Source organism: Massilia sp. IC2-477, assembly GCF_020707265.1.
GTDB lineage: Bacteria > Pseudomonadota > Gammaproteobacteria > Burkholderiales > Burkholderiaceae_D > Telluria.
Map to the genome: position 1 here is coordinate 146,598 of NZ_JAJFEQ010000011.1, position 17,031 is coordinate 163,628.

The following is a 17,031-nucleotide window of genomic DNA, read 5'->3' on the forward strand; positions in this document are numbered from 1 at the left end:
TGTGTTATTCCGCCCAGGTCACCAGGTTGAAGTGCGCGGTCACGAGAACGACGATACCGAATACGATACGGTACCAGGCGAAGATCGTGAAGTCGTGCGTGCTGATGTAGCGCAGGAGCCAGCGCACGCACAGGAAGGCCGAGGCGAACGCCGCCAGGCCGCCCAGGCCGAACATCGGCAGGTCGGCCATCGACAGCAGGTGGCGCTCCTTGACCACCGAGTACACGGTGGCCGACAGCAGGGTCGGGATCGCCAGGAAGAAGGAGAATTCGGTCGCGGCCTTGCGCGACAGGCCGAACAGCATGCCGCCGATGATGGTCGCGCCCGAGCGGCTGGTGCCCGGGATCAGGGCGAAGGCCTGGGCAATGCCCACCTTCAGCGCGTCCAGGGTGCTCATCTCGTCCACGGTCTCGACGCGCGCCACGCGGTCCTTGCCGGTATGGCGGCGTTCGACCCACAGGATCACGAGGCCGCCCACGATGAAGGCGGTGGCCACCGGCACCGGCGCGAACAGCTCGGCCTTGATCGCCTTGTTGAACAGGAAGCCGAGCACGGCCGCCGGCATGAACGCGACGATCAGCTTGAGGACGAATTGTTGCTGCTTCGGATCCGAGCCGAGGCCGGCGAGGACGGCGCCGATGCGCTGGCGGTATTCCCAGATCACGGCCAGCATGGCGCCGGCCTGGATGGCGATCTCGAAGACCTTGACCTTTTCGCCGGTGAAATTGAGCAGGCTGCCTGCCAGGATCAGGTGGCCGGTGGAAGAAATCGGAAGGAATTCGGTGAAGCCTTCGACCAGGCCCATGATGATCGCCTTGACGGCGAGAAGAATATCCATGTACGCGTTATTCAGTTCGGCTGAGGGAGAGTGACGGGAGTACGGCGGGGTCGAAGCTTAACATGATCACAACAGGCAACGTCGCCCGTCGTGTCCGGTCCAAGATTGTACCGCGCCAAGCTTGCCGCAGGGTTAGCTCATGGGCATGACAGCGAAATTCTCTCGTGCGCCATCCGCGCAAACGCGTGCTACACTCAAGCGCATGAGTATTCTTCACTCGATTGCATGAGTATCTTTGTTGTCCTGATTCTTGCTGCGCTCGCCTGGGCAGCATTTCACGGTTGGCAAAGCCCAACTTCCTTGCGTTACCGTCCCTGCCAGGGCCGGGCCTGGCGCAGCACATTCCCTACTGCCTCGCGGAAAGACATCCGCGATTTCCTGTCCGTCGTCGTGTCCGCGTTTGCCTTCCGCGAAAGCGAGAAGCTGCATTTCCGTCCCGACGACGAAGTACTCGGCATCTGCCGCGCGGTGAAACCGGTGCGCCGGGTGCCGGATGCGCGGGAGATCGAGACGCTGGCGAAGGAATTGCGCGACAAATACGGCCTGATGCTCGAGGAAATCTGGCACGACGGCCTGACGCTGGGCGGGCTGTTCCAGCGCGTGCAACAGGCGCGCGGCAAGCCGGTCGCTGCCTGAGAAGCGGCTGCGCAGCCAGACATCGCACATTACCCTGAGCGGGTAAGGGTACGCCCTTGTGATTTGCCAGCTCGGCAATATGTGCTGGCCATGCTCAAAGAGAAACTGAACTGGCGGCGGCCACTGTTCTTTGGACTGCTGCCGATCTTCCTCGTGATGGCCTTCCTCGGCTTCCCCTTGCCGGTCGCCCCGCCGCCGCCCACCAAGCCGGCGGTCGAGGACGCGACCGTCATCAAAAGGAAGAAAAAGCGTTTCAAGGTCTTGACGCCCGAGGGCGGCGAGGCCGAGGAGGAGCCTTGACAGCCCCGGCTCAGGGCATGGTGGCGCGTTCCAGGTCGTCCAGCCAGCGGATCGCCTGTTCGCGGCTGGAGCCGCACATCTCCAGCGAGGGCTGCAGGCCGCCGCAGAAGGCAGGGCGTTCCGGCCGGCCGAAGATGCGGCAACGGTTGTCCTCACCCAGCTGCACGCAGCGCACGCCGGCTGGCTTTCCCTCCGGCATGCCGGGAATCGGACTGGTAATCGACGGGGCGGTGCAGCAGGCGCCGCAGTTGTCTCTGCACTGCATGGGAATAGGATCAAAGCGGGAAGGAAGGGGGCAAGTATACCGCCGCCGCGCCTGAAGCGGGCGCGTCGCCCGCCGTTTTCCTGCTAGCTTGCAGACATCCACATCGTCAGCAGGAGACCCCATGTCCAGTCCCCTCAAACCCCTGAACCGCCAGGTCCTCGTCATCACCGGTGCATCGAGCGGCATCGGCCTGGCCACCGCCCAGGAAGCGGCAAAACAGGGCGCGCAGCTGGTGCTGGCCGCGCGCGGCGCCGACGTGCTCGAGGCCGTGGTGCAGGGACTGGTGGACGACGGTTTCGACGCCGTTGCCGTGGTGGCCGACGTGTCCGTGCGCGCCGACGTGGAGCGCATCGCCGAAGTCGCGATCGCGCGTTTCGGCCGCATCGACACCTGGATCAACAATGCCGGCGGCACCATCTACGGACGCCTGGACCAGGTGTCGGAAGAAGACAGCCGGCGACTGTTCGACATCAATTTCTGGGGCATGGTGCACGGCTCGCTGGTGGCGCTGCCGCACTTGAACCGCCAGGGCGGGGCCCTGATCAACCTCGGCAGCGAGGCCTCCGAGGTGGCGATTCCGATGCAGGGCATGTACTCGGCCAGCAAGCACGCGGTGAAAGGCTTTACCGATGCGCTGCGCATCGAGGTCGAGCACATGGACGGGGCGCCGGTCTCGATCACCCTGATCGAGCCGACCGCCGTCGACACGCCGCTGCCCCAGCATGCGCGCAACTACATGGACCGCGAACCGAAACTGCCCGGGCCCCAGGTCGACCCGCACGAGGTGGCGGCGGCGATCCTGCATGCGGCGGTGGTCCCGATGCGCACGGTGCGGGTCGGCATGATGGCCGAGCTCGATGTCATGCTGGAGAAACTGGTTCCCGGCGTGGTCGACCGCCTGGCGGTGTTCCAGGTGCCGCGCCAACAGCGCGACGTCCCGCCGCGCAACCCCGACGGCGCCTTGTACACTTCGCGCGCCAACGGCCGTATTTACGGCCCGGGTATGAGTTGAGCAAATAGCGTAAATACCTGTTTATATTGACAGTTTCGGTGCCACAACGATTGCTTGACTGCTCTGAAAGCCACGTCTATATTCTATGGTTCTTCAGTTGTCAGGCAGAAACATGGAATGTCCACTCGACAGCAAGCCGCGGTGGGAACGCCGAAAGGATGCCCGTCCCCAGGAGCTCCTTGCTGCCGCTATTGAACTGTTCGTCGAACGTGGCTTCGCCGCTACCCGGCTGGAAGACGTCGCGCGCCGCGCCGGCGTGTCAAAGGGCACGCTCTACCTGTATTACACCAACAAGGAAGAATTGTTCAAGGCTGTAGTGCGCGAGAGCATCCTGCCTTTCCTCGGCCAGGCCGAGCTGTCGGTCGCCGAATTCCACGGCCACAGCGCCGACCTGCTGCGCGAGGTGGTCATGACCTGGTCGCGCCAGATCGGCCAGAGCAAGGCTTCCGGCCTGGGCAAGCTGATGCTCGCCGAAGCGGTCAATTTCCCGGAACTGGCGAAGTTCTACCGCGAAGAGGTCATGAGCCGCACCGTCCGCATGATTTCCAGCATCCTCGAGCGTGGCGTCGACCGCGGCGAGTTCCGTCGTTTCGACATCGAGCAGATGACCCGGGTCCTGATTGCGCCGATGATGATGCTCAACGTATGGAAGCACTCGGCCGTGGCGCCCTGCGACTGCGCCGAACTGCAACCCCAGGTTTTCCTCGAACATCTGCTGGACGTTAGCCTGCACGGCCTGATTCCCCACACAGCCTGAGCTGCGTTTGCGACAACGCGCCATTTTTTTGGCGTTCAACCCCTCTAAACTGCAGACTGTCGCAATTTCCCCTGGTCTCGGGCAGCCCATCGCTAAGATGTGCGTCCTGAGGCCGTTCAACGATAAAATATCGGATTATTTATTTTCCACCGAGAATCCAAATGAATATCGAACAAGCCCGCTTCAACATGATCGAACAGCAGATCCGTCCGTGGAACGTGCTCGACCAGGACGTACTGGACATGCTGCATGTCGTCAAGCGCGAACAGTTCGTGCCGGCCGCGTACCAGAACCTGGCGTTTGCCGACGTCGAGATCCCGCTGCCGGGCGGTGAAGCGATGTTCAACCCGAAGGTCGAAGCGCGCATCGTGCAGGAACTGGCGATCAAGAAGCATGAGAACGTCCTCGAAATCGGCACCGGTTCGGGCTACATGGCGGCATTGCTGGCGCATAAGGCGCGCCAGGTGACCACCGTGGAAATCCAGCCGGAAGCCGCGAAACTGGCGCGCGAGAACCTGGCGCGCGCCGGCGTGAGCAACGTGACGGTCGAAGAAGGCAATGGCGCCGGCGGCTGGGACAAGGGCGCGCCCTACGACGTGATCGTCGTCTCGGCCGGCCTGCCGGTCCTGCCGGAAGCCCTGCTGAAGCAGGTGAAAGTAGGTGGCCGCCTGGGCCTGATCCTGGGCGATGCGCCGGCGATGAGCTTCAACATCGTCACCCGCACCTCGGAAACGGGCTACGACACGGTCAAGCTGTTCGAGACCAATGTCAAACCGCTGACGGGCGCCCAGGCGCCGTCGCGCTTCCAGTTCTGAGGCCGCGATGCAGCACTTGACCGCACCGGAGCTGGCCGCCCGGCTGGCCCAGGCTGAAGCCGGGGCAGCCGAGCAGCCCCTGCTGCTGGACGTGCGCGAGAACTGGGAATTCGAGACCTGCCACATCGCAGGCTCGACCCAGATCCCGATGCACCTGGTGCCGATCCGCGCCGGCGAACTGCCGGATGACCGCGAAATCGTGTGCATCTGCCACCACGGAGCGCGCAGCATGCAGGTAGCGAGCTTCCTGGAACGTAACGGGTTTGACAACGTAACGAATTTGACGGGCGGGATACACGCCTGGGCCGTACAGGTCGATCCTTCGATGCCGAAGTATTGAACTGCTTCCTAACTTTGATGACTCCTGTGGAGAATGTGATGCAGAAACCCCTTCTTGCCGTGCTGGTTGCCAGCGCTCTCTTTTCGCTCAATGCCAGCGCGGCCGATTTGATCCAGGTGTACCAGCAGGCACTGGCCAACGACGCGAACTTCGCCAGCGCGCGTGCGTCGGCCGCCGCCGGCCGGGAACGGATCGCGCAGGGGCGTGCAGGACTTCTCCCGACCATCGGCATCACCGGCAGCAGCGTCAAGAACGACCGTGACGGTTCGCCCTGGAACGAGGGCCAGCTGGTCCCCAACGCCAGCGGTGGGCAGACCCGCGTGCTCGGTACCGGCACCAACGAGCGCACCACCGAGTACACGATCGGCCTGACCCAGCCGCTGTTCCGCTGGGACCGCTGGGAAACCTACCAGCAGAGCAAGCTCCAGCAGGCCATCGCGGAAGCGCAGTTCGCCCAGGCCCAGCAGGAGCTGATCACCCGCGTGGCGCAAGCCTATTTCGACGTGCTGGCAGCCCAGGACAAGCTGGAGTCGACCCGCGCCCAGAAGACCGCGGTGACCGAGCAGCTGGCATCGGCCAAGCGCAACTTCGAAGTCGGCACCCAGACCATCACCGACACCCACGAAGCACAGGCTGCCTATGACCTGGTGATCGCCCAGGAATTCGCGGCCGTGAACGACCTCGACAACAAGCGCAACACCCTGCAGGCCATCATCGGCACCGAGCCGACCAACTTGGCGCCGCTCAAGGCCGGCATCGCCCTGACCGCGCCGTCGCCGGCCAATCCCGACCCGTGGGTGTCGGCCGCCGAAAGCCAGAACTACGGCGTGACCGTGCAGCAGCTGGCGGTCGAAGTCGCCAAGCGCGAGATCTCGAAGACCCGCGCCGGCCATTACCCGACCCTGGACCTGGTGGCCAGCAGCTCGCGCCAGGACACCAGCGGCCGCGTGAACAATGTCTCGGGCGTGAACCGGAATAACGGCATCGGCGTCCAGTTCAGCGTCCCGATCTTCAACGGCTTCGGCGTCACCAGCCGCGTGCGCGAAACCATCGCGCTGGAAGACAAGGCGCGCAACGACCTGGAAGCGACCCGCCGCCAGGCCGCCCTGCAGGCGCGCCAGGCCTACCTCGGCGTGAACAGCGGCATGGCCCAGGTTAAGGCGCTGGAAGCGGCCGAAGTATCGAGCCAGTCGGCGCTGGAATCGAACAAGCTGGGTTACCAGGTGGGCGTGCGCATCAACATCGACGTGCTGAACGCGCAGCGCCAGCTGTACTCGACCCGCACCGACCTGTCGCGTGCCCGCTACGACACGATCCTGAACGGCCTGCGCCTGAAAGCCGCCTCGGGTTCGCTGCGCGAATCGGACCTGGCAGCGGTGAACGCCCTGCTGGAAAAGTAATTGCCGCGCAGGCTTGTCCTGCAGCGCAGAATGTAAAAAGCCCGGACTTTGCGTCCGGGCTTTTTACTTTTAGAGCTCTACCTAACTCATTGATTTGACGACAAAATAGTTGACGCACGACAAGTCTCAAACCGGCGGATTTTTTTGCAAAACTGATAAACTGACAACGTTAAACGCTCCCTGAATGGCTGGCCGGCCGAGCCCGCCAGCTGCTGGTGCCCCCGGAGTCATGAATTCTCATTCCTAAGGATAAATAACATGCAAAAGAATATCGCGATTGTCGGCGCCGGTTTTTCCGGAGCCGTCATTGCACGCCAGCTGGCAGAGGCTGGCTACCAAGTCGAGATCTTCGAATCGCGCCCTCACATCGCAGGCAACTGCCACTCCGAACGCGACGCCGAGACCGGCGTGATGGTGCACATCTACGGTCCGCACATCTTCCACACCGACATCGAGCGCGTCTGGGAATACGTGAACCGCTACAGCCGCTTCATGCCCTATGTGAACCGGGTCAAGGCGATCACCAACAACAGCGTGTACACGCTGCCGATCAACCTGCTCACCATCAACCAGTTCTTCGGCAAGACCTTCCGTCCGGCCGAAGCCCAGGAATTCCTGGCCTCGCTGGGCGACAAGTCGATCGAGAACCCGGTCACCTTCGAAGACCAGGCGCTGCGCTTTGTCGGCAAGGAACTGTACGAAGCCTTCTTCAAGACCTATACCGTCAAGCAGTGGGGCATGCAGCCGACCGAACTGCCGGCCAGCATCCTCAAGCGCCTGCCGGTGCGCTTCAACTACGACGACAACTACTTCGCACACAAGTACCAAGGCATGCCGGAAGACGGCTACACCGCGCTGGTCGAGAAGATCCTCGACGTGCCGGGCGTCACCGTGCACCTGAACACCACCTTCGACCCGGCCAACAAGGGCGACTACGCGCACGTGTTCTATAGCGGCCCGATCGACGCCTGGTTCAAGCACACCGAAGGCCGCCTGCCGTACCGCACGCTGGACTTCGAAGTGTTCCGCGACACCGGCGACTACCAGGGCAATGCCGTCATCAACTACTGCGACGACAGTCAGCCCTACACCCGCATCACCGAGCACAAGCACTTCTCGCCGTGGGAAAAGCACGAGAAGACGCTGATGTACAAGGAATACAGCCGCCAGTGCGAAGAGAAGGACATCCCGTACTACCCGATCCGCCAGGCGCGCGACAAGCAGCAGCTGGAACGCTACGTGAACGTGGCGCGCGAGGAGCCGAACGTGACCTTCGTCGGTCGCCTCGGCACTTACCGCTACCTGGACATGGACGTCACCATCAACGAGGCACTGTCGACCGCCGACAAGTTCCTGGAATGCGCGACGAACAACCAGCGCATGCCGGCGTTCGTGATCGATCCGCTGGCGTAACGCGTTTGGATGACGTTCCGGGATACGCGACGTCATCGCTTTTGTAGGGTGGGCAGGTTTCCTGCCCACGCGGTCAGTTCACGTTTCCTCCGTGGCTCATATACGTACGTTGACCGGGTGGGCGTTCGTGTTTTAGGCCACTGGCCTAAAACACCCCGCCCACCCTACGGTTTAACGGGTTTTACGCCACTCGATCATCTCCGCGATCGTCAGGATCGGGAAGCCGTGCAGGGCGGCGAACTCCTCGATCTGCTCCCCGCGCATCATCGTCCCGTCAGGATTCATCAGCTCGCACAGCACGGCGGCCGGTTCCAGCCCCGCCATGATGGCCAGGTCGACCGAGCCTTCGGTGTGGCCGGCGCGCGCCAGCACGCCGCCCGGTGTGGCGCGCAGCGGGAACACGTGACCCGGCCGCACCAGGTCTTCCGGCTTGGCGTGGGCTGCGATCGCGGTGCGAATGGTGGTGACGCGGTCCGCCGCTGATACGCCGGTCGACACGCCATGGCGCGCCTCGATCGACACGGTGAAAGGCGTGCCGTAGCGGCTGCCGTTCTCCGCGGCCATCGGCGGCAACTCCAGGGTGCGTACCTTGTCGCTTGATAAGCACAGGCACACGATGCCGCTGCATTCGCGGATCATCAAGGCCATCGTCTCGACGCTCAGTTTTTCGGCTGCGACGATCAGGTCGGCCTCGTTCTCGCGGTCGAAATCGTCGAGCAGGATGACGGGAATTCCCAAGCGCGTGGCTTCCAGGGCGGCGCTGATGCGGCCTTCCAGGTCGGTGCTGGTGAGGGAGTGGGTGGTGGTGACTAACATGTGAAACGCTCCTCGCAGTAAGTTGGCGAAAAACGCATCAGGGCAAAGCAAAGCGCGCGCCGGTCCCTGCGCAAAAAGCGGCGGGAACAGCGCGTGACAGCGCACATCTTCTTTCATCCGGACTATACCGTCGGCCCTGGCTTCTCACCAGGTCTGCTGACCCTGCTCACGCAGGCGCTCGCGGGCTCGGCCCATTACAGGCCATACCGCCGGTGGGGAATTGCACCCCGCCCCGAAGACGTATTTAGATTGTTGCCTGACAGCCAGGCCAGGCGATTGTAGCAGCGCCCGGCAGAGCTTGCCGGGCAGGGGAGATTTAGCTGCTCAGCCCAGCGCCGGCGGCATTGTCCTTGCGCTCGATGAGCTCGACCTTGTAGCCGTCCGGGTCGGTGATGAAGGCGATCACGGTGGTGCCGCCCTTGACCGGGCCCGGCTCGCGCGTGATGTTGCCCCCTAACTTGCGCACGCTGTCGCAGGTGGCGTAGATGTCTTCGGTGGAGAGGGCGATGTGGCCGTAGGCCGTGCCCATGTCATAGCTCTCGACGCCGTAGTTGTAGGTCAGCTCGAGTTCGGCGTGCTCCGGGTTGCTGCCGTAGCCGAGGAAGGCGAGCTTGTATTTGTACTCGGGGTTGTCGCTGGTGCGCAGCAGCTTCATGCCGAGCACATTGGTGTAGAAGTCGATGGAACGCTCGAGGTTGCCGACGCGGAGCATGGTGTGCAGGAAGCGCATTGTGGATGTCCTTCTGGATGAAACGGAAAGCGGCCATTTTATGCGTTGGCCGCGATTCGTGCCGGACACCGCCCAATCGCGGCAGTGTCCGTATGCGCTTCAGTTTTCCAGGCGCGAGGTCATCGTGATGTTCGCGTTGAGCAGCTTCGACACCGGGCAGTTTTCCTTGGCGGTGTTGGCGGCCTTGTCGAAGGCTTCCTGGCTGGCGCCAGGGATCTTCGCGACGAGGTCGAGGTGCACGGCGGTGATCGAGAAGCCGCCTTCGACCTTTTCCATCGAGACGGTGGCGGTGGTGCGCAGTTCCTCGGCCGTCATGCCGGCCTGGCCCAGCTGGCCGGACAGCGCCATCGTGAAGCAGCCCGCGTGGGCCGCGCCGATCAGTTCTTCCGGGTTGGTGCCCGGGCCGTCCTCGAAGCGGGTGTTGAAGCCGTACTGGCTATCCTTCAGCACGCCGCTCCCGGTCGAGACGGCGCCCTTGCCGTCCTTCAGGCCGCCGCTCCAGACGGCGCTGCCGTTACGCTTGATGGTCATTGCATTCTTCCTTATCGGTTCTTGCCCGGCTCCGAATCGACGGAGTCGTGGCGGGTCATCGACCGGTGGCGGTCGGGTTGCGGGTTTGCCTGTCCGGTGGCGCCGGGAGCGGGTTCGACTGCACGGTCCAGGTCGCCTTCGCCGTTGGTCCCGTACATGTCGGTGTTCACCAGCCCTTGCGCCATGTCCTCGGCGGCCTGCTTGATGATGCCGCGCGGTTCCTGGTCCTGCGCGTCCGGGCTCTCGTCGCGCTCGTGCGGCTGGCGTTTCATGCCGTCGTTTTCGATCGGCTTCTTCGTGTTCACGAAGCGGTCTTTGGTTTCGGTCACCATGATGGCCTCCTTCTATTGCAGTTGACTGAATCCTAACCCCGGCCAGATGAAGCAGTCGCGCAATTGGTGCGGCAGCAATGCAAGTGTGATAATCCGAGATGCTTTTTTGCAATTGAACAGCTAACATGAGGGCTGGAACGACTCAGCCGGATCTACCTGTGACCACCGACGCACTCGCCACTCTCCACGACGCCGACATCTGCAAGAACTGCGGCGCCACTACCCAGGGCAACTACTGCCACCAGTGCGGCCAGGCGGCCCACCTGCACGTGCCCAGCGCGCGTGAGTTCCTGCACGAGTTCCTTGCGCACTACGTGGCGCTGGAAGGCAAGCTGTGGAAGTCGCTGGCGCTGCTGCTGTTCAAGCCGGGTTTCCTCAGCCGCGAATACATCGAGGGCCGGCGCGTGCGCTACCTCGAACCCCTGCGCCTGTACCTGAGCTTCAGCATCATCTTCTTCGCCCTGGTCAAGTTCAGCGGCGCCGAACTGTTCGATCCCGAGACCACCATCGAGCGTCCCGCCGTCACCGCGCCGGCAAGCGCCGGGCCCACGCATGACACCGCGCTGGGCGCGGCCACGCGGGAGCAGGCCGATACCTGGGCGGATACCCAGGAGCGCTTCGTCGCCTGGACGGCCTCGATCAATCCGCTGCTTGGCAAGAAGGTCGACAAGTTCCTGGACCAGCCGGTCGCGGCGCAGCAAGATGCCGTCAAGCGCGCCTTCTTCGGCTACGCCCCGTACGCGATCTTCGCCCTGATGCCGCTGTTCGCCGGCTACCTGAAACTGCTGTACCTGGGCTCGGGCCGGCGCTACGGCGAGCACTTCCTGTTCGCGCTGCACACGAATGCCTTTGCCTTCTTCATGCTGAGCATCACGATCCTGGTGCCGGGCAGCTGGGACTTCATCCGCTTCCTGCTGACCGTGTGGCTGGCCTTCTACCTGCCGACCGCCATGCGCCGCGTCTACGGCGGCGGGCGTCTCATCACCGGCTTGCGCTGGGTGGTCCTGATGACGCTGCACCTCCTGAGCATCGTCCTGGCCATCATCGTGGCCGTGGGGCAGGCCCTGATGGGCTGATACTTGCCCCCGAGTGGGCGCCGCCCTTATACTGTTTATTTGTACAGTCTTATCCGGGCGTGCGCAGGGGCTGAAGTGGCAGCCGCAGGGATAATCGGTTAATCTCGCAAGTCCTTACCCAACCGCTCCAGACCATGTCAGTGTCGCCTGAAAAGCAAGAAATCATCGCGCTCGTGGTGCGGCAGAACACCCCCGGCATCGAAGATCCGGCCCGGCAGCTCACCGATTTCCTGGCCGGGGCGGGCTACCGCGTGGTGTTCGAGGCCGATACCGCCGCCTACCTGAACGCCCTCGGCATCGACGCGGCCGACGCCATGTCGGTGGCCGAGATCGGCGAGCAGGCCGGCTACGCCGTGGTCATGGGCGGCGACGGCACCATGCTCGGCATCGCGCGCCAGCTTGCCAAGTACGACATCCCGCTCATCGGCATCAACTCGGGGCGCCTCGGCTTCATCACCGACATCCCGCTCGAGCGCATGGTGCCGGCGCTGCACGAGATCCTGCAGGGCCAGGCGCGCAAGGAAGAGCGCACCCTGCTGCAGGCGCGCGTGGTGCGCGACGACCAGGAGATCTTCTGCAGCGTCGCCTTCAACGACGTGGTGGTGGCGCGCGGCACCGGCGCCGGCATGGTCGAGCTCAAGCTCACCGTGGACGGCGAATTCATGTACAACCAGCGCGCGGACGGCCTGATCGTCTCGACGCCCACCGGCTCCACCGCCTACGCGCTGTCGGCCGGCGGCCCCCTGCTGCATCCGCGCGTGCAGGGCGTCGTGCTGGTGCCGATCGCGCCGCATGCGCTGTCGAACCGGCCGATCGTGGTGCCCGAGTCGAGCGAGATCGTGGTCGAACTGGTGGCCGGGCGCGACATCAGCGTCAACTTCGACATGCAGACCTTCACCAGCCTGCAGCTGGGCGACCGCATCGTCATCTCGCGCTCGCCGCACACGATCACCTTCCTGCACCCGCAGGGCTGGAGCTATTACCATACGCTGCGCGAAAAGCTGCACTGGAACGAATACCCGACCAACGAAGGCAAATTGACGTAATCGCGTCAAAAGCAGAGTAAAACCAGGAGACCCGATTTTTCATGCTGCGCACACTTACCATCCGTGACTTCGTCATTGTCGACGCCATCGAACTCGAGTTCGCACATGGCTTCACGGTGTTCACCGGCGAGACCGGCGCCGGCAAGTCGATCCTGATCGACGCGCTGCAACTGGCGCTGGGCGGACGCGGCGACGCGAGCATGGTGCGCGAAGGCGCGGCCAAGGCCGACGTCACCGCCGAATTCGCGCTGACCTCGCCGGCCTCCTCCTGGCTGCTGGAGAACGAATTCCCGAATGACGAAGGCGTGGCCCTGATGCGCCGCGTGATCGACAACGCCGGCCGCTCCAAGGCCTGGATCAACGGCATCACCGCCACCGCCGCGCAGCTGCGCGAGCTGGGCGACATGCTGGTCGACATCCACGGCCAGCACGCGCACCAGTCGCTGCTCAAGCTCGATGCCCAGCGCGCCCTGCTCGACAACCAGAGCGCGGTGCGCGACACCAGCGCGCAGGAAGACGTGCATGCCACCGCCGCGGCCTGGAAGGCCTGGCGCGCCCTGGTGCGCCAGCGCGAGGAATTCGAGAACGATGCGCGCAACGTGCTGCTCGAGCGCGAGCGCCTGGAATGGCAGGTGACTGAACTCGACAAGCTGGCGCCGAAGGCGGGCGAGTGGGCCGAGATCAGCAACGAGCATAGCCGCCTGTCGCATGCGGCCAGCCTGCTGGAGGGCGCGCAGGAAGCGCTGCAGGCCATCTCCGAAGCCGACCATCCGATCTTGTCGCAGCTGTCCTCGCTGAATGCGAAACTGGGCAAGCTGGTGGACGTCGACAGCCAGCTGCAGGCGGTGCTCGACTGCATGGAGCCGGCCCGCATCCAGCTGCAGGAAGCCGTGTACGCGCTCAACAACTACATCGACAAGGTCGAACTCGACCCGGACCGCCTGCGCGAGGTGGACGCGCGCATGGAGGCGCTGCACAGCGCGGCGCGCAAGTACCGCACCACGCCCGAAGAGCTGCACGAAGAACACGCCGCACTCAAGACCCGCCTGCAGCAGCTGGCCGACGCCAGCGACATCGACGGCCTGCGCAAGCAGGAAGAGAAGGCCAGGGAAGCCTACATGGAAGTGGCGCAGCGCGTCTCGCACCGGCGCGGGGCGGCGGCGGCGATGCTGGGCTCGGCCGTGACCGGGGCGATGCAGGACCTGAGCATGAGCGGCGGCCGCTTCGAGGTGGCGCTGACCGAGGGCGAGCCGGGCGCGCACGGCCTGGAGCAGGTCGAATTCCTGGTGGCCGGCCACGCCGGCGTGGCGGCGCGGCCGCTGGCCAAGGTGGCCTCGGGCGGCGAACTGGCGCGCATCTCGCTCGCGATCGCCGTGATCACCGCCAGCGCCACCATCACCCCGACCCTGATCTTCGACGAGGTCGACACCGGCATCGGCGGCGGCGTCGCCGAAGTGGTGGGGCGCCTGCTCAAGCGCCTGGGCCAGGCGCGCCAGGTGCTGTGCGTGACCCACCTGCCGCAGGTGGCCAGTCAAGCCAACCAGCACTTCCAGGTGGCGAAGGGCACCACCAGCGAAGGCCGCACAGTATCGCGCATCGACGTACTCGACACCCGGGCGCGGGTGGAGGAGGTGGCGCGCATGCTGGGCGGGATCGAGATCACGGAGACGACGCGCAAGCATGCGCGGGAGCTGCTGGCGTCGTGACGCTTTGTAGGGTGGTCGGCTTTGCCGACCGCGCGTTCCAATCACGCATGAAGAGACGCAAGGTCGGTTCACGAGCCGGCTGAGCGCGCGGTCGGCGAAACTTGATCTGGTCTACTGGACTAGATCACCCTACCGTCATCCTCCTTTCACCATTCTGTGGCAAAGTGATAAACGCTCCGCATCCGCGGACCGTCCACAACAACACAGGAGGAAGTTCGAATGAGCATCGACAAAGTGCTGTACCGCGCCCAGGCCACCTCGCAAGGCGGCCGCGAAGGTAGCTCGAAAAGTTCCGACAACGTGCTTGACCTGAAGCTGAGCACCCCGAAAGAGCTCGGCGGTGGTGGCGGCTCCGGCACCAATCCCGAGCAGCTGTTTGCGGCCGGTTATTCGGCCTGCTTCCTGGGCGCCCTCAAGTTCGTGGCAGGCAAGGAGAACGTGACGCTGCCGCAGGACCTGACCGTCACCGGCGACGTCGGCATCGGCCAGATCCCGACCGGCTTCGGCATCGAGGTCGACCTCACCATCAAGGCCCCCGGCATGGACCAGGCCCAACTGAAGCAACTGGTCGACAAGGCCCACGTGGTCTGCCCCTACTCGAACGCCACCCGCAACAACATCGACGTGCGCCTGCACACCACTACCTGACCCGGTGTTGTTTGCCGTAGACACGTAAAGCAGGGGAGCGCCACTTATAATGGCGGTCCCCCGGTTAACGCCCTTCACACATGCCCTTCAGAAAAGAACCGCCTTTCACCCATGGCACCGTGCCCTCCAGCGCCATCGTGCTGGTCAACCTGGGCACGCCGGACGAGCCCAGCCGCAAGGCCGTCCGCCGCTACCTGAAGCAGTTCCTTTCCGACCCGCGCGTGGTCGAGATCCCGGCCAGGATCTGGTGGTTCATCCTGAACCTGGTCATCCTGCCGTTCCGCTCCGGGAAGTCGGCCGCCAAGTACCGCCTGATCTGGACCAAGGAGGGTTCGCCCTTGAAGGTGCACACCCAGAAGCAGGCCGCGCTGCTGGAAAAGACGCTCGCCGAACGGGGCCACGAAGGCGTGAAGGTGGTAATGGCGATGCGCTACGGCTCGCCTTCGCTGCCCGAGGTACTGGACCGGCTGCAGGAACAGCACTGCCAGCGCATCGTGGTGCTGCCCGCCTATCCCCAGTATTCCGGCACCACCACCGCCTCGGTCTGGGACGCCGTCTACGCCCACTATGCGCAGGTGCGCAACATCCCCGAACTGCGCCTGGTGCGCCATTACCACGACCACGAAGGCTACATCGAGGCGCTGCGCGAGCAGGTCGAATCGTATTGGGAAGCGCACGGCCGCGGCCAGAAGCTGGTGATGAGCTTCCACGGCACCCCCAAGCGCACCCTGATGCTGGGCGACCCCTATTTCTGCGAATGCCAGAAGACCGCGCGCCTGCTGGCCGTTGCCCTGGGCATGGGCGCCGACGAATACATCGTCACCTTCCAGTCGCGCTTCGGCAAGGCCGAGTGGCTGCAGCCGTACACGGCGCCCACGGTGCAGGAACTGGCGCGCCAGGGGATCGAGCGCATCGACGTGATCTGTCCGGGTTTTACCAGCGACTGCCTGGAAACCCTGGAAGAGATCAACATGGAAGTGCGGCACGACTTCGAAGCCGCGGGCGGCAAGGAATACCACTACATTCCCTGCCTGAACGAAGCGCCGGCCTGGATTACGGGCCTGGCCGAAATCGCGGAACAGCACCTGATCGGCTGGCCGACCATTCTCACGCCGGCCCAGCGCGCGGCGCAGAAGCGCGACGTGCAGGTCGGGGCGCAGCATGCGGCCCAGCTGGGCGCTCCGGCGGGAGTCTGAGCCGAGGGCGCGCAGGGACGCGCCTTGACAAGCTGCTAAAATAGGCGGTTGCCCATCAATGCCAGGGCGCCGCGCCGATACCGACGTAGCACAGCCATGCCAGCACCGCGATGGTGTACAGCACAACGGCGCTACTGATCAGTTGAAGTCTCATGATGTCTCATCCCCGGCAGCTGCGGCCCATGCCGCAAGCTTGTCAGGAAGATTAAGACTTTTCGCTGGGAAATGATTCAGGGAAACCGTAAATCTTGTAACAAATGATTTCTACTTTTTCATGGGGCGAACTGGAAATGCCCCTTGAAAATGTAGGACATCGCCCCATGTAGGGGCCTGTGAGTACGGCAGGATACGTTACCAATTCAGCCAAGTCCTTGATTCTAGGAGTTTTTTCGATGCAAGACCAAGAAAACCAAGAGCTGTCCCAGCAGGGCAACGGCATTGACCCCGCCACCGCTGCTGCCGCCAACGAGGCTGCACAGGCAAGCGCGGGCCAGGCCGGTGTGCCGCCGACCGGCGACGCAACGTCGGCGCAGTCGGACCTGGAAGCCCAGCTGAGTGCCACCGAAGCCAAGCTGGCCGAGATGCACGACGCCTTCATGCGCGCCAAGGCCGACGCGGAGAACATCCGCCGCCGCGCCCAGGAAGACGTGACCAAGGCCCAAAAATTCGCCATCGAAAGCTTCGCCGAGGCCATGGTGCCGGTGCGCGATAGCCTGGAAATGGCGCTGAAGGTCGAAACCCAGACCGTGGAAGCGATCCGCGAAGGCGTGGAAATGACGCTCAAGCAGCTGAGCGCCGCGTTTGAAAAGAACCGCCTGCTCGAGGTGATGCCTCAGGCCGGCGAGAAGCTGGACCCGAACAAGCACCAGGCCGTCGCCGTCGTGCCGTCCGAGCAGGAGGCCAATACCGTGGTCACCGTGCTGCAAAAGGGCTACATGATCGCCGACCGCCTGCTGCGTCCGGCCATCGTGACGGCTGCAGCGCCGAAGTAAGCAGGAGCTGGACGCTGCGCCTAACGAACCGTAGCGAGCGGCGGCAATGGTGGTTGAGAAGCGCAGCTGTACGGGAGTACAGCGGGCATCGCAAACCGCCAGTGCAACGCGCAGTAGGTTCGCCCTTGAAAGAGCGCGGTATTTCCCAATATTGAATTAATCCGAAACTACAGCATTTAAAA

The 17,031-nt window shown here is 63.9% G+C and carries 20 protein-coding genes and 1 riboswitch; of the genes, 14 read left to right on the forward strand and 6 right to left on the reverse strand.

All coding sequences use genetic code 11. From position 1 onward, the window contains the following. Positions 1-4 precede the first annotated feature (4 nt). Positions 5-838 carry an undecaprenyl-diphosphate phosphatase gene (locus LK542_RS20615; protein ID WP_227802027.1) on the reverse strand — a complete coding sequence of 278 codons (834 nt, stop codon included), beginning with the start codon at positions 836-838 and terminating at the stop codon, positions 5-7. 225 nt (positions 839-1,063) lie between these two features. Here LK542_RS20615 and LK542_RS20620 point away from each other — a divergent pair, with 225 nt between their 5' ends. Together LK542_RS20620 and LK542_RS20625 are read left to right on the forward strand one after the other, a co-directional pair. Continuing rightward, positions 1,064-1,474 (forward strand): hypothetical protein, encoded by a 411-nt coding sequence (locus LK542_RS20620; RefSeq protein WP_227813400.1) that lies wholly within the window; start codon positions 1,064-1,066, stop codon positions 1,472-1,474. A gap of 90 nt (positions 1,475-1,564) precedes the next feature. Beyond that, positions 1,565-1,774, forward strand: coding sequence for a hypothetical protein (locus LK542_RS20625; RefSeq protein ID WP_227813401.1), 210 nt, complete (start codon positions 1,565-1,567; stop codon positions 1,772-1,774). A gap of 10 nt (positions 1,775-1,784) precedes the next feature. Here the strand turns inward: LK542_RS20625 and LK542_RS20630 are convergent, their stop codons facing one another. Then, complete coding sequence (locus LK542_RS20630) at positions 1,785-2,039, reverse strand: YkgJ family cysteine cluster protein (RefSeq protein WP_227802024.1); 255 nt, start codon at positions 2,037-2,039, stop codon at positions 1,785-1,787. A 121-nt stretch (positions 2,040-2,160) separates the two neighbouring features. Between LK542_RS20630 and LK542_RS20635 the strand changes: the two genes are divergently transcribed. The 6 genes from LK542_RS20635 (at position 2,161) to glf (ending at position 7,776) form a co-directional block, all read left to right on the forward strand. Then, the gene (locus LK542_RS20635; RefSeq protein ID WP_227813402.1) at positions 2,161-3,051 is read left to right on the forward strand and encodes an SDR family oxidoreductase; all 891 of its coding nucleotides are present in this window, start codon (positions 2,161-2,163) and stop codon (positions 3,049-3,051) included. 112 nt (positions 3,052-3,163) lie between these two features. Beyond that, entirely contained in the window at positions 3,164-3,808 is a 645-nt protein-coding gene (locus LK542_RS20640; protein ID WP_227813403.1) for a TetR/AcrR family transcriptional regulator, read from the forward strand. A 161-nt stretch (positions 3,809-3,969) separates the two neighbouring features. Then, positions 3,970-4,623, forward strand: a complete 654-nt coding sequence (locus tag LK542_RS20645; protein WP_227802021.1) for a protein-L-isoaspartate O-methyltransferase — start codon at positions 3,970-3,972, stop codon at positions 4,621-4,623. A 7-nt stretch (positions 4,624-4,630) separates the two neighbouring features. Then, entirely contained in the window at positions 4,631-4,963 is a 333-nt protein-coding gene (locus tag LK542_RS20650) for a rhodanese-like domain-containing protein (RefSeq protein ID WP_227802020.1), read from the forward strand. 38 nt (positions 4,964-5,001) lie between these two features. Further along, positions 5,002-6,363, forward strand: a complete 1,362-nt coding sequence (locus LK542_RS20655; RefSeq protein WP_227802019.1) for a TolC family outer membrane protein — start codon at positions 5,002-5,004, stop codon at positions 6,361-6,363. Between the two features lie 258 nt (positions 6,364-6,621). Beyond that, positions 6,622-7,776 (forward strand): UDP-galactopyranose mutase, encoded by a 1,155-nt coding sequence (gene glf / locus LK542_RS20660; RefSeq protein WP_229521340.1) that lies wholly within the window; start codon positions 6,622-6,624, stop codon positions 7,774-7,776. 171 nt (positions 7,777-7,947) lie between these two features. Here glf and ribB read toward each other — a convergent pair whose 3' ends face one another. The 4 genes from ribB to LK542_RS20680 form a co-directional block, all read right to left on the reverse strand. Continuing rightward, positions 7,948-8,592 (reverse strand): 3,4-dihydroxy-2-butanone-4-phosphate synthase, encoded by a 645-nt coding sequence (ribB, locus tag LK542_RS20665; RefSeq protein ID WP_227813404.1) that lies wholly within the window; start codon positions 8,590-8,592, stop codon positions 7,948-7,950. Positions 8,593-8,693: 101 nt separating this feature from the next. After that, a riboswitch (FMN riboswitch) is annotated at positions 8,694-8,836 on the reverse strand. Between the two features lie 72 nt (positions 8,837-8,908). Further along, the gene (gloA, locus tag LK542_RS20670) at positions 8,909-9,322 is read right to left on the reverse strand and encodes a lactoylglutathione lyase (protein ID WP_227802016.1); all 414 of its coding nucleotides are present in this window, start codon (positions 9,320-9,322) and stop codon (positions 8,909-8,911) included. A gap of 99 nt (positions 9,323-9,421) precedes the next feature. Beyond that, positions 9,422-9,853 carry an OsmC family protein gene (locus tag LK542_RS20675; RefSeq protein ID WP_227813405.1) on the reverse strand — a complete coding sequence of 144 codons (432 nt, stop codon included), beginning with the start codon at positions 9,851-9,853 and terminating at the stop codon, positions 9,422-9,424. Positions 9,854-9,864: 11 nt separating this feature from the next. Continuing rightward, positions 9,865-10,185 (reverse strand): hypothetical protein, encoded by a 321-nt coding sequence (locus LK542_RS20680; protein ID WP_227802014.1) that lies wholly within the window; start codon positions 10,183-10,185, stop codon positions 9,865-9,867. Positions 10,186-10,343: 158 nt separating this feature from the next. On the opposite strand from LK542_RS20680, the gene LK542_RS20685 reads away from it, so the two are divergent. The 6 genes from LK542_RS20685 (at position 10,344) to grpE (ending at position 16,849) form a co-directional block, all read left to right on the forward strand. Continuing rightward, a complete protein-coding gene (locus LK542_RS20685) occupies positions 10,344-11,261 on the forward strand; it encodes a DUF3667 domain-containing protein (RefSeq protein ID WP_227813406.1) in 918 nt (305 codons plus the stop codon). A 134-nt stretch (positions 11,262-11,395) separates the two neighbouring features. Further along, on the forward strand, positions 11,396-12,307 hold the full coding sequence (locus LK542_RS20690; protein ID WP_227813407.1) for an NAD kinase: 912 nt from the start codon (positions 11,396-11,398) through the stop codon (positions 12,305-12,307). A gap of 41 nt (positions 12,308-12,348) precedes the next feature. After that, positions 12,349-14,013, forward strand: a complete 1,665-nt coding sequence (gene recN / locus LK542_RS20695; RefSeq protein WP_227802011.1) for a DNA repair protein RecN — start codon at positions 12,349-12,351, stop codon at positions 14,011-14,013. Positions 14,014-14,232: 219 nt separating this feature from the next. Next, positions 14,233-14,661: an organic hydroperoxide resistance protein gene (locus LK542_RS20700; RefSeq protein WP_227802010.1), complete on the forward strand. Its 429-nt coding sequence runs from the start codon at positions 14,233-14,235 to the stop codon at positions 14,659-14,661. Positions 14,662-14,741: 80 nt separating this feature from the next. After that, on the forward strand, positions 14,742-15,857 hold the full coding sequence (gene hemH / locus LK542_RS20705; RefSeq protein ID WP_227813408.1) for a ferrochelatase: 1,116 nt from the start codon (positions 14,742-14,744) through the stop codon (positions 15,855-15,857). 392 nt (positions 15,858-16,249) lie between these two features. After that, the gene (gene grpE / locus LK542_RS20710) at positions 16,250-16,849 is read left to right on the forward strand and encodes a nucleotide exchange factor GrpE (RefSeq protein ID WP_227813409.1); all 600 of its coding nucleotides are present in this window, start codon (positions 16,250-16,252) and stop codon (positions 16,847-16,849) included. Positions 16,850-17,031 lie beyond the last annotated feature (182 nt).

Excerpts from the sequence above, each read along its gene's own strand:
- LK542_RS20640 (WP_227813403.1), top strand. The coding sequence starts at position 3,164 with ATGGAATGTCCACTCGACAGCAAGCCGCGGTGGGAACGCCGAAAGGAT.
- LK542_RS20630 (WP_227802024.1), bottom strand. The coding sequence starts at position 2,039 with ATGCAGTGCAGAGACAACTGCGGCGCCTGCTGCACCGCCCCGTCGATT.
- LK542_RS20615 (WP_227802027.1), bottom strand. The coding sequence starts at position 838 with ATGGATATTCTTCTCGCCGTCAAGGCGATCATCATGGGCCTGGTCGAA.
- LK542_RS20700 (WP_227802010.1), top strand. The coding sequence starts at position 14,233 with ATGAGCATCGACAAAGTGCTGTACCGCGCCCAGGCCACCTCGCAAGGC.
- hemH (WP_227813408.1), top strand. The coding sequence starts at position 14,742 with ATGCCCTTCAGAAAAGAACCGCCTTTCACCCATGGCACCGTGCCCTCC.
- LK542_RS20690 (WP_227813407.1), top strand. The coding sequence starts at position 11,396 with ATGTCAGTGTCGCCTGAAAAGCAAGAAATCATCGCGCTCGTGGTGCGG.
- LK542_RS20635 (WP_227813402.1), top strand. The coding sequence starts at position 2,161 with ATGTCCAGTCCCCTCAAACCCCTGAACCGCCAGGTCCTCGTCATCACC.
- LK542_RS20650 (WP_227802020.1), top strand. The coding sequence starts at position 4,631 with ATGCAGCACTTGACCGCACCGGAGCTGGCCGCCCGGCTGGCCCAGGCT.
- LK542_RS20655 (WP_227802019.1), top strand. The coding sequence starts at position 5,002 with ATGCAGAAACCCCTTCTTGCCGTGCTGGTTGCCAGCGCTCTCTTTTCG.
- grpE (WP_227813409.1), top strand. The coding sequence starts at position 16,250 with ATGCAAGACCAAGAAAACCAAGAGCTGTCCCAGCAGGGCAACGGCATT.
- LK542_RS20645 (WP_227802021.1), top strand. The coding sequence starts at position 3,970 with ATGAATATCGAACAAGCCCGCTTCAACATGATCGAACAGCAGATCCGT.
- LK542_RS20680 (WP_227802014.1), bottom strand. The coding sequence starts at position 10,185 with ATGGTGACCGAAACCAAAGACCGCTTCGTGAACACGAAGAAGCCGATC.
- ribB (WP_227813404.1), bottom strand. The coding sequence starts at position 8,592 with ATGTTAGTCACCACCACCCACTCCCTCACCAGCACCGACCTGGAAGGC.
- LK542_RS20675 (WP_227813405.1), bottom strand. The coding sequence starts at position 9,853 with ATGACCATCAAGCGTAACGGCAGCGCCGTCTGGAGCGGCGGCCTGAAG.
- recN (WP_227802011.1), top strand. The coding sequence starts at position 12,349 with ATGCTGCGCACACTTACCATCCGTGACTTCGTCATTGTCGACGCCATC.
- gloA (WP_227802016.1), bottom strand. The coding sequence starts at position 9,322 with ATGCGCTTCCTGCACACCATGCTCCGCGTCGGCAACCTCGAGCGTTCC.
- glf (WP_229521340.1), top strand. The coding sequence starts at position 6,622 with ATGCAAAAGAATATCGCGATTGTCGGCGCCGGTTTTTCCGGAGCCGTC.
- LK542_RS20620 (WP_227813400.1), top strand. The coding sequence starts at position 1,064 with ATGAGTATCTTTGTTGTCCTGATTCTTGCTGCGCTCGCCTGGGCAGCA.
- LK542_RS20625 (WP_227813401.1), top strand. The coding sequence starts at position 1,565 with ATGCTCAAAGAGAAACTGAACTGGCGGCGGCCACTGTTCTTTGGACTG.